The 10,608-nt window shown below is 29.0% G+C and carries 9 protein-coding genes and 1 other RNA gene; 9 read left to right on the plus strand and 1 reads right to left on the minus strand.

Annotated elements, in window-relative coordinates; genetic code table 11:
* The first annotated feature begins 366 nt into the window (after nucleotides 1–366).
* The 6 genes from RM51_RS03580 to RM51_RS03610 all read left to right on the plus strand — a co-directional run bounded on the left by RM51_RS03580 (nucleotide 367) and on the right by RM51_RS03610 (nucleotide 8,198).
* Nucleotides 367–1,476 (plus strand): hypothetical protein, encoded by a 1,110-nt coding sequence (locus RM51_RS03580; protein WP_039365222.1) that lies wholly within the window; start codon nucleotides 367–369, stop codon nucleotides 1,474–1,476.
* Between the two features lie 455 nt (nucleotides 1,477–1,931).
* Nucleotides 1,932–2,690 carry an XRE family transcriptional regulator gene (locus RM51_RS03590; RefSeq protein WP_039365226.1) on the plus strand — a complete coding sequence of 253 codons (759 nt, stop codon included), beginning with the start codon at nucleotides 1,932–1,934 and terminating at the stop codon, nucleotides 2,688–2,690.
* A 59-nt stretch (nucleotides 2,691–2,749) separates the two neighbouring features.
* Nucleotides 2,750–3,994 (plus strand): DNA cytosine methyltransferase, encoded by a 1,245-nt coding sequence (locus RM51_RS03595; RefSeq protein ID WP_039365228.1) that lies wholly within the window; start codon nucleotides 2,750–2,752, stop codon nucleotides 3,992–3,994.
* Nucleotides 3,969–6,635, plus strand: coding sequence for an ATP-binding protein (locus tag RM51_RS03600; protein ID WP_039365230.1), 2,667 nt, complete (start codon nucleotides 3,969–3,971; stop codon nucleotides 6,633–6,635). The genes RM51_RS03595 and RM51_RS03600 overlap by 26 nt, the downstream gene beginning before the upstream one ends.
* Nucleotides 6,636–6,653: 18 nt before the next feature.
* The gene (locus RM51_RS03605) at nucleotides 6,654–7,037 is read left to right on the plus strand and encodes a beta/alpha barrel domain-containing protein (RefSeq protein ID WP_039365232.1); all 384 of its coding nucleotides are present in this window, start codon (nucleotides 6,654–6,656) and stop codon (nucleotides 7,035–7,037) included.
* Between the two features lie 630 nt (nucleotides 7,038–7,667).
* Nucleotides 7,668–8,198: an antirestriction protein ArdA gene (locus tag RM51_RS03610; protein WP_052248383.1), complete on the plus strand. Its 531-nt coding sequence runs from the start codon at nucleotides 7,668–7,670 to the stop codon at nucleotides 8,196–8,198.
* A gap of 178 nt (nucleotides 8,199–8,376) precedes the next feature.
* On the opposite strand, the gene ssrA is transcribed toward RM51_RS03610, so the two are convergent.
* Nucleotides 8,377–8,778, minus strand: a transfer-messenger RNA (tmRNA) gene (ssrA, locus tag RM51_RS19265).
* Nucleotides 8,779–9,028: 250 nt separating this feature from the next.
* On the opposite strand from ssrA, the gene rpsU reads away from it, so the two are divergent.
* The 3 genes from rpsU (at nucleotide 9,029) to RM51_RS03625 (ending at nucleotide 10,482) form a co-directional block, all read left to right on the plus strand.
* Nucleotides 9,029–9,226, plus strand: a complete 198-nt coding sequence (rpsU, locus tag RM51_RS03615) for a 30S ribosomal protein S21 (protein WP_039365233.1) — start codon at nucleotides 9,029–9,031, stop codon at nucleotides 9,224–9,226.
* Nucleotides 9,227–9,307: 81 nt separating this feature from the next.
* On the plus strand, nucleotides 9,308–10,195 hold the full coding sequence (locus RM51_RS03620; protein ID WP_039365289.1) for a tyrosine-type recombinase/integrase: 888 nt from the start codon (nucleotides 9,308–9,310) through the stop codon (nucleotides 10,193–10,195).
* Nucleotides 10,192–10,482: an HPF/RaiA family ribosome-associated protein gene (locus RM51_RS03625; protein WP_039365235.1), complete on the plus strand. Its 291-nt coding sequence runs from the start codon at nucleotides 10,192–10,194 to the stop codon at nucleotides 10,480–10,482. Before RM51_RS03620 ends, RM51_RS03625 begins: the two co-directional genes overlap by 4 nt.
* Nucleotides 10,483–10,608 lie beyond the last annotated feature (126 nt).

The following is a 10,608-nucleotide window of genomic DNA, read 5'->3' on the forward strand; positions in this document are numbered from 1 at the left end:
AAATACAAGTGAAAAATGTATTTTTGTTTTATTAATGTGTTTTTTGCTTTTATTTTTCTGCATTAAGATTATATAAATAAATTTTAGAAGCAATATTATTAAATATAATACATGGAATATAAATTTATATATTTGCAATTCAAATTTTAACGGAAAAATAAGGCGTTAGCTTTTATTGTGTTTATAGAAATCTGACAGTTTCATTCGTACTGCACAATAAATAGGTGATGCTCATGCCATAGGCGTGGGCTTCCTATTTGTGGTACAAGGTTTTGTCAGAACCTCTATAAGCAAATATGGTTAAGTTCCACGCTGTTTGCATTTATTAATTCCTTGCTTTGGAGCTGAGTGGGTAAAAAATCACTTATGAAAAAGATTTTATTCATTATTCTGACACTTACTACAACATTTATTTATTCTCAAACTCAATATGAAATTGGATACAGAAAAGGTTATTCTGAAGGTTATTGTTATAATGTTTCTTATGGATGTAGTTCTCCGTCATTATCTGTAATACCCACTCCAAAAAAGTTTGATGATTATAAAAGTTATCAACAAGGTTATAATGATGGTTTTGTTTCAGGAAAAAGCTATAAAGCGAATGGAGAGGGTGTTATAAGTGATGAAACTACTTTACAAAGAACACCTTACCAATATAAAGATCCTGAAAAATTAAATTTATTCCCAACGTTTAATGTACAATCAATGCTTCAAAATAGATATAATCAGCAAACTCAAGTTCTTCAAGCTGAATATTTAAGAAAAAATGAATTAAAAGAAAATAAACAAAAAGAATCCGATTATTACACTAAAAGATTTCAGGAAGACTATGATGTTGTTAGTCAATATATTTTAACTATAAGTGAGGAAATGAAGAAGTATGAGAGTGTATTGCCTGTTGCAAAAAGATATTCGGATCAATTAAACGATTTGTTATCAATTACAATAAATTCATTAGTTGATGCAAGAAATGTAAAATTTGCAAATAGATATTTTACTAAAGCAGATTATGAGTTTTATTTTGATATGATGAATAATCATTTAAAGGAAGGGGATAAAACAATTTCAAAATTTTCTTCGGTAATAGATTTATTTACTAAAAATACTAATACTTCTAAATATCAAGGAAAATATTATACAACGGAAATTACTCTTAATATACTAGATATGAAGTTAGAGGACTACTCATTTAAAAATACACTTAGGGGGCATACTTTGCTTAATTTTTTTTCTAAGAATGGTTTTAGTTATTTGATGTTTAAAAAACCTGACATGGAAAAATATGGAATTGTATTGTTGTATTTGGCTGATTCAAATGAAAATACAATTACTTTCTATACGAGCTATAATGAAGAAATTTCTATTAATAAAAAGACAAATACTTTAGAATGGTTTTATAATGATTCTAGTCTTCCTTATGAAGAAGGAGAATTTAATATGAAAGCTATATATAGACAAATTAAAATTATGAAATAAACAACATTAATAAATTATCTTTCTGAATCATTTTATGTCTGGTAGTCCAATTTCTTCATCTTATGAATATGATTTTCTGCATGTCATACTAACCCCTTCTTTTGTTTGGTTATGCAAAACTAATAGATAATTTAGAATTTTTTTAACAGTACCAACTATTTTATTAGTCCAGTTATAGCATCCCCAAAATTTATCCATCCCTATCTAAGTAAAATTCATCAATATTAGCTTTGCTATAATAGCCGTTTTTTCTTTAGAGATTTCTGTTACAATATGTAACATATTACAGAGTATTTCCATATCTCCGTTGACAATTTTTGCCTCTGGACAAAACCTTAAAGCCATTCTTATAGGTATTACACTTCTTATTTCATGTATAAATATTCTATTTGATGAAAATAAAATTGTTACAAACTGTAACTTTTTTTGTATTTTTGTTGTTACAAACTGTAACAATGTCAATTTTTTCAGATAATATCAGGTGTTTGAGAGCAAAAAAAGGCGTATCTCAACAAAAGATTGCTGACGCACTTATAATGACTCGTGCGAGATATGTTTCTTATGAAGATGGAAGATCAGAGCCTCCTATCGAAATATTGATTAGACTTTCATCATACTTCAAAATAAGTATTGATTTATTAGTAGCTGTTGATATAAGAAAGTATTCAATTGACAATATCACAAATCTGCCAGATAATAGAATCGTTCTTCCGATTAAAGTGGGAGAAAATAATGAAAACAAAATTGAAATTGTACCACATAGAGGAAAGATGGGGTATTTGGTAGGATATAGTGATCCTGAATATATTGAAAATTTACAACATATGTCTTTACCATTTTTAAGGAATGGTAAATATAGAGCGTTTCCTGTTGAGGGTGACTCTATGCCACCCTATAATAATGGCAGTTATATTATAGGAAAATATGTTGAAAAAAAAGAAGATTTAAAGTCTGGTAAAACATACATTTTTATAACAGGAGATGGTATTCTGTATAAAAGATACTTAAAAGAAGGTGGATTGAATGATGTTTTGAAATCTGATAATACTTTTTATAAACCATATGAAATTAATTGGAAAGATGTTTTGGAAGTATGGGAATTTGGAGGAAGTATTAATACTAAAGAGTTCGAAACACAAACTTCAGAACATTTTGAAATAAAAAATATGTTTGAAATTTTGAGAAATGAAATACAATTAATTAGAAATCAATAAGTTGTGTTGTTTAAAATTAATATTGTAAGAAAAGATTTTTTTATTTATTTTGTAAGTTTATGAATAATTTTAATTATATAGATTTATTTTGTGGTTGCGGAGGTCTTTCTTTAGGGCTTCATTTTTCTCAATGGAAGGGTGTTTTTGCAATTGAAAAAAATGCTGATGCATTTAAAACGCTTGAATATAATTTACTGAAAAAGAAAAACCATTTTGAATGGCCTGATTGGCTGCCAGTGAAGGAGCATGATATAAACGAAATTATTGAAAATTATTCAGAAAATTTAAAAGGTCTCCGAGGTACTATCAATTTAATTGCAGGAGGACCACCATGTCAAGGGTTTTCGATGGCGGGACGAAGAAATGAATCTGATGAGAGAAATACTTTAATTAATTCATACATAAAATTTGTTGATTTAGTACAGCCAGATTTAATATTTTTTGAGAATGTAAGGGGTTTTACTATGGAGTTTAAAAAAAATAAAGAGAAAGGTATTGCTTACTCAAAGATAGTATTAGATAGCTTAAAGGAGCTTGGTTATTATGTGAGAGGTCAGCTTGTCAATTTTGCGGAATTTGGTGTTCCACAAAAACGGACAAGATTTATTTTGGTCGGAGTAAAAAAAGATGTTAAAAATTCTTCACAAGATTTAGTAGACAGTTTTTTCAATGAATTAGAAAGTAATAAGTTTTCATTCTTAAAGTCTAAAAAACTGAACTTATTAAATTCTGTGGAAGATGCAATTTCTGATTTATCTCAAAAAAATGAATTTGTTGAATGTCCAGATTCTCCTGGATTTAAATCTGTGAAGTATGGTTTGCCAAAATCAAATTATCAAAAATATATCAGGAAAAATGTAAAAGATTCTATACCTAACAGCCATAGATTTGCAAAACATCAAGAATCAACAATCTTAAAGTTTAAAAATATTCTTGAACTGACAACAAATAGAAGAAATTATGATATTTCTAATGAAATTAGACTTAGATACAATATAAAAAAGCATACTATAATACCGCTTTCTAAAGAAGATAGAAGTCCTACAATAACTACATTGCCTGATGATTATATTCATTATAGTGAGCCACGTATTTTAACTGTTAGAGAATATGCACGGCTACAATCTTTTCCAGATTGGTATGCTTTCCAAGGAAAATATACAACTGGAGGAAAATTAAGGATTAAAGATGTACCAAGATATTCTCAAATCGGAAATGCAATACCCCCTCTTTTTGCAGAACAGGCTGGTATTTCATTAAAAAAATTACTAATACCAAATGAGCAAAGAGAAATTACACTTTAAAACAAATATTCAGATTAAAAACATCATTGGAAAAGATCTTATTAATGATGATAATATTGCAATTTTAGAATTAGTTAAGAATGCGTTTGATGCTGATGCTAAAAAAGTTAAAGTTACATTTAAGAATTTGAAGGACAATGATGATTTAATCATTGAAGAATTTTCGGAAAATACTTCAAGAATTATTATTGAAGACAATGGAGTTGGTATGAACTTTACCGATATTCAAAATAAGTGGTTAAATATAGCTTATTCCGAAAAAAAAGAAAATAATCATCAATATAACAGAATGATGGCGGGAGCGAAGGGAGTGGGAAGATTTTCTTGTGACCGCTTGGGAGAATATTTAAATCTATATACTAAGACAAATGATGATAATGAGTTTTTAAAATTGAGCATTGACTGGAAATTATTTGAGGTTAATGATATTGGAAAGGAAATTAATGAAATAATTTTAGATTATACTTATCTAAGTAAGAATGAAATTGATGCATTAGATTTTGAAATCTCAGATCACGGTGTTGTTTTAGAAGTTATAAAGTTAAGGAGTCAGTGGGTTTATCCTTCGACTAATAAAGAAGGTAATTTAGTTTGGGATACTGAAAAATTTACCAACTTAAAAAAATACTTAGAAAAACTTATCAATCCCAATCAGGCATTTGAAAAAAATGACTTTGGAATTGTTATATCTGCACCAGAATTTGAATATGAGAATGACTTACTTCCAAATCATGAAAAGTTTTTAGGATCTGTAGAGAATACAATCTTTGAAAAATTGGATTTTCAAAGCACAAGTATTGAAAGTTCAATTATTGAAGACGGGAAAGTTATTTATACTGAATTAAAAGATAAAGGGGAAACTATTTTTTGGATCAAGGAGCTGAATGAATACTTTCCTTTAATAAAGAATGCTGCTATAACTTTATATTATCTTAATCCATACGCAAAAGCATTTTTTACTAAACAAACAGGAATAAGATCTGTTGATTATGGTTCTATTTTTTTGTTTATAAATGGTTTTAGGGTTTCTCCATATGGTGAGGTTGGAAATGATTGGTTAGGAATTGATCAAAGAAAAGCTCAAGGTTTTGCAAGATTTATTGGTTTGAGAGAATTTGTTGGGCGAATTGAGATTTTAGATAATAATAATGATTTTCAAATTGTTTCAAGTCGAGAAGGTATCGTTAGAAATGAAAATTATAAAGCTTTAACTCTTAGGGAAGATAACAAAAGTTATTTTTTTAAAACACTTCGTAGATTAGAAAGATATGTTGTTGATGGTCTTGATTGGGATAGTATTCCATTAGATCATAAAATTTCTGATATAGAGAAGAAAATTATTTCTGGAGAAACAAAAGAAGGTGATTTGATTTTTAGAGAGGAAGAAGATGTAAAAAGACGTAGGGTTTATGAAAGTATTCATAATATTATTAATGCTCGTGCAGATACGGTGCTTGAAATATATATAAATCAAGATCTTATAATTGAAAAAATACAAATTGAAAAAGAAAATTCTGAAAAAGAGTTTGAAAGAATTTTAGAGGATTTTGAAAAGCATAAAATAGACATCGATTCATTAAATAAGATTCTTTTAAGAAAAGCGGAACAAGATAAAGAATTAGAGAAGGAATTAAACAATTTAAACCGATATAATGTAAATGAAGCTACGTCAAAAGGTATTTTGCAATTACAGCTTTATAAAAACCAAAATCAAGAACAGGCAAATATAATATTAAAGCTTAGAAAAGATTTAGAGGAGGCTGAGCTGAGGAAAAAAGTTGCTGAGGAAAAATCGAAAAAAGCAATTGATGAGGCAAACTTTGCAAAGGATGAGATAGCTAAAGCTAAAAGAGATGCTGAAAAGGCTAAAGCTGAAGCACACAAAGCAAAAACTGAACTTCATGAGACTAGATCTCAAAATCTTTTTTTAAAATCGGTTAAATCACAAGATTTTGATGATATTGTAAATCTTATGCATTTAATCGGTATTTCAACTGGGACAATCCAAAATTATATTAAAGGGACTGTATATAGATTAGATAATAATATTGAAATTTCAAATAAACAGTTGAAAGACGTTTTTTCTAATCTAAATTTTGAATTAAATAAGATTTACTCAATCTCTAAATTTGCAACAAAGGCTAATTTCAAAGTGGAATCCAAAGATTCATATTTAGATTTGAAATCTTTTATTGAAGAATATCTAATAAATATTTCTAAACCATTTTTAGGTTCTAGTATTGATTTTGTTGTATATGATAATAATTTGAAAGATTTTGTAACTAAATTTAAACCTCTTGAAATTACCATAATCTTGGATAATTTGATAAGTAATTCAAAGAAGGCAATATCTGCAAAAAAATTAAAGCAATTAAGTAATGATTTCAAAGGTAAAATTGAGGTTGAATTTGAAAGTATAGATGCTGAAACTTTATTATTGAAATTTAGAGATAATGGAATTGGAGTTCCTAAAGAACTTCAGGAAAAAATATTTGAATATGGTTTTACAACTACTGATGGTTCTGGTTTGGGATTGACACACCTAGAAGAAATATTAGAAAAAATGAATGCTAAATTAGAGCTAAATAAAGATTATACTAATGGAGCGGAGTTTATAATAACATTTGGAAAAAATAATTAACTATAAAAAACGGATAATATGGATTTTACAATTTTAATGTATGAGGATGATCAGCAATATAAAGATTCATTTGAGTATAATTTACAGCCAAAAGTAAAAGCAAAAGGAAGGGATTTAGTAATACGTCACAGATTAAATGGTGACAGTATCGAGCAGGATTTAATGATGGTAGATCCTGATATCATTATGATTGACCATGATCTTGGTACAATTACAGGTGATGAACTAATTGAAATTTTAGATAATACACCAGAACATGCTCAAGTAATGTTAATTTACTATTCTGGAGGTGAAACACTCGATGATTTACAAGAGACTGTGAAAAAGTATAATTGTCATGTACAATGTTTTACAAAGGAAGGGGATGAGTTAGAAAATGCAATACTTGGCATGATTAGATAGTATAGATTTTTTATTTAGAATACCATTTATTTATTTCAGAATTTATAAATAGCCCCAAGTTATTGAGGGCTATTGTTATTTTTTACATAATAAGATAAAGGGGTGTGTCTTTTGGGCTTATAGGCTTAATTACTTTAAGTTAGAAAAAATGAATCTACTCTTTATAGTAGAATTTACAACAATTTAACACCAAAAAATATTTTGAGTGTAAAGACTCAACCCACTTTGTTCTTACTCCCGCCATCAAGTCAAAGAAATTTTTATCTCCCCCCACCAACTGTCAAACTTTTTCTCAAAAGGAGATTTTATTTTATTTGGTTTTTGTGGATCTGTTTTTATTTTCCACTTACATTTCTACTGGCTATACTCTGCAAACGATATGTTTTATTGATATTTTTTTTGACAGTTTTTATTTGTGGCGGTTTGTGTTTAAAAATATTTTAAAAACTTTAATTATAAAGTTGAAATCTCTGTCAATTGGCATGGATATTGACTTTATTAATATATCAAAGAGCTGTTTCAAGTTCTTTTTTCTGTATAGATTCTCAAAACAATATATAAAAATGCCTAAAGTGCTACGAACACGATAGGCAACATCAATAAATTTTAATTACACTAAAAATTATCGACATGACAAATTTACAAAATTGTCTGGATTCTTGCAGTATCTATGTAGGAACGTATCAGAAGTACAACAATAGAAGCCTTTACGGAAAATGGCTTAATTTAGCTGATTATTCAGATTATGACGAACTAATTGAAGCAATGAAAGAGCTTCACAAAGATGAATTCGCCTCTGAATTTATGTTTCAAGACTACGAATACTGTGATTTGTTTGAAAAACTTGGATTAATTAGTGAGTGCCATCTATCTGAAGACATATACGAAATAGCTAAGCAAATAAATGATTCTGGCTATGATCTTGAAGTTTTTGAAGCTTATGTTGATTGTATTGGAAAGATGGATTTTAACAACCTTTATGACGGTGTGATTAATTATTATATGGGTAAATATTCAGACGATGAAACTTTTGCGCAATATATTTTGGAGGAAGACATACCAGAAACTTTACCAAATTATATTCATATCGATTGGGAAAGTACAACACGAAATCTAATGTATGATTATTATTCTAGTGGAGGGTATTATTTTAAATCGTAGTATATTTGTAATGTTATAAAACCCTTTGTGCTTTAAAATTCAAATAAGTTTAATTAAATTCAAACAGATTTAAAAAAGTACATTTCAAAAATTCGGGTACAACTTTGGGTACAAAAGTAAAAAAGAGAAAATGTAATTATTTGAAAATAAATAATTTACATCTTCTCTTTAGCTTAAAAAGTGGAGTTGGAGGGATTCGAACCCTCGTCCAAACAAGCAATACATAAGCTTTCTACATGCTTATTCTACTATTGGTTTTCGACTGGAGGCAGAGAGTAGACACCCAACTTCCAGCTTATCTTCTGAGGTTTTCGAGTTTTAGCCAAAGCGTCTAAAACCTTATTTCCGCATTCCTATATCCCAGGATCAAACGCCGCAGAACAGAGCATTTGTGGAATATCTTGCTCCCTTACTAAAGTCTTCGGGGAAACGCTTGATCTACTATACTTCGATATTAAGCTGCAAGAGCGAACTCTTCGTTGCCAGTTAAAATTTTGTAGCAAGGGATTATAGAGATCGCGCTACGGTTCTCTGCATGCTTACTTATCCATTGACCTTGCTGTCGAAACCAGTCAACCCCATAAATAAAGTGTGTGCAAAGATAACCAATTTGTTTAAATAACATTAATATTGTTGATGACTTTTTAAAATATAATTGATGAAATGAATTGTTGAGAGGGGAGTCGGGTCAAAAATAATTATGAGTGTAAATGACCGTCAATAAAGAGTTGTTTCAATGTTTGAAAATTAATATTGAATTATATACGATTGAATGTTTTGTAGTTTAATAAAAAATGTATATTTTTGCAATCCAAAATGAGATGTAATATATGTTAATAATTCCAGTAAAAGACGGAGAGTCTATCGACAGAGCATTAAAAAAATATAAAAGAAAATTTGATAAAACGGGGACAGTTCGTCAATTAAGAGCTAGACAAGCGTTTATTAAGCCTTCTGTAACTTTAAGACAAGCTAGATTGAAAGCTGCTCACAAGCAAAGAAATCTTAGCAAGGAAGAACAGGCTTAAGATATTTTCTTAAACACATACTAAATTCACTCTTTAAATAGTTATATTTAAAGAGTGAATTTTTGTTTTTATACCTAAATGATGCTGAACAAATTTTTAGACTACTTACAATTTGAAAAGAGGTATTCTCCTCATACCATTACAAGCTATAAAAAAGACCTGGAAGACTTTTCTCATTTCTATCTTAAAACAGAATCTTCCGAAGATATTTCCAAAGCAGACAAAAAAATCATTAGAAACTTTATTGTAGAATTAAGTGAAAACGATATTTCTAAAAGAAGTATTAACAGGAAATTATCTTCATTACGCAGCTTTTATCTTTTTCTTCTTAAAATAGGGGAAATTAAAGTTTCTCCTACCGATAGTATCTCTTCCTTGAAATTTTATGCCGAAAAGCAAATTCCTATCTCTAAAGAAGAAATGCAGGTATTTAGCGATACGGTATTCAGTCAAATGGATAATGTGTTGGAAAAATGTATTATGGAGGTTTTATACCAAACAGGAATTCGTAAAGCAGAGCTTTGTGGTATGATCTTTGAGAATGTTAATCTAGACGGAGACGAATTAAAAATTATTGGAAAAGGGAATAAAGAACGAGTAGTTCCTATTTCAAAAGAATTGTCGAATCTGTTGAAAAGTTACTTAGATATACGCAAACCACAGGTTGATTATGAAGCTTATTTTTTTGTTAATGCGAAAGGCAAAAAACTCTCTGAAAAATTTGTTTATGTGGTAGTTAATAAGTACCTTAGTCTTATAACAACAAAAGAAAAAAGAAGTCCTCACATCCTTCGTCATAGCTTTGCTACACACGTTTTGGATAATGGGGCGGAGATCTCTAAAGTAAAAAAAATATTAGGACATTCCAGTCTTGCCAGTACTCAAGTCTATACGAATGCTAATATAGAACAATTGAAAAAAGTGTTTAATCAGGCTCATCCAAGAGCGTCTAAAAAAGAAGAATTATGAAGATCACAGTACAATCAATTGGTTTAACTCCACACGAACCACTAGAATCACACATTGAAAAAAAAGTGAGCAAATTGGATACATTTTATGACAAAATTGTAGAGTGTAAAATATTTTTAAAAGTAGAAAACAACTCGGATAAAGCAAACAAAACGGCCGAGGTTATATTGGCGGTTCCGGGAGATGATATCGTAGTAAAGAAGACGACTACAAGTTTTGAAGAAAGTTTAGACCTATGCGTTGATACTGCTAAAAAGCTACTAATCAAGAAAAAAGAGATGGCGTAGAAAAAAAAGATAAAAAAAGTCAGTAAAAAATTTGAGAATTCAAAAAAACCGTTCTATATTTGCACTCGCAAAAAGGGAACAGCGTTCTTTTGAATTCTCTTTTATTTAAATGCTTCCATAGCTCAG

The organism is Chryseobacterium taiwanense (genome assembly GCF_000813825.1).
In the GTDB taxonomy this organism is placed as follows: Bacteria; Bacteroidota; Bacteroidia; order Flavobacteriales; family Weeksellaceae; genus Chryseobacterium; species Chryseobacterium taiwanense.

Bases quoted from the DNA above. Each gene is read 5' to 3' on its own strand.
- RM51_RS03625 (WP_039365235.1), top strand. From the start codon at position 10,192: ATGAAGATCACAGTACAATCAATTGGTTTAACTCCACACGAACCACTA.
- RM51_RS03620 (WP_039365289.1), top strand. From the start codon at position 9,308: ATGCTGAACAAATTTTTAGACTACTTACAATTTGAAAAGAGGTATTCT.
- RM51_RS03600 (WP_039365230.1), top strand. From the start codon at position 3,969: ATGAGCAAAGAGAAATTACACTTTAAAACAAATATTCAGATTAAAAAC.
- RM51_RS03595 (WP_039365228.1), top strand. From the start codon at position 2,750: ATGAATAATTTTAATTATATAGATTTATTTTGTGGTTGCGGAGGTCTT.
- RM51_RS03590 (WP_039365226.1), top strand. From the start codon at position 1,932: ATGTCAATTTTTTCAGATAATATCAGGTGTTTGAGAGCAAAAAAAGGC.
- rpsU (WP_039365233.1), top strand. From the start codon at position 9,029: ATGTTAATAATTCCAGTAAAAGACGGAGAGTCTATCGACAGAGCATTA.
- RM51_RS03605 (WP_039365232.1), top strand. From the start codon at position 6,654: ATGGATTTTACAATTTTAATGTATGAGGATGATCAGCAATATAAAGAT.
- RM51_RS03580 (WP_039365222.1), top strand. From the start codon at position 367: ATGAAAAAGATTTTATTCATTATTCTGACACTTACTACAACATTTATT.
- RM51_RS03610 (WP_052248383.1), top strand. From the start codon at position 7,668: ATGACAAATTTACAAAATTGTCTGGATTCTTGCAGTATCTATGTAGGA.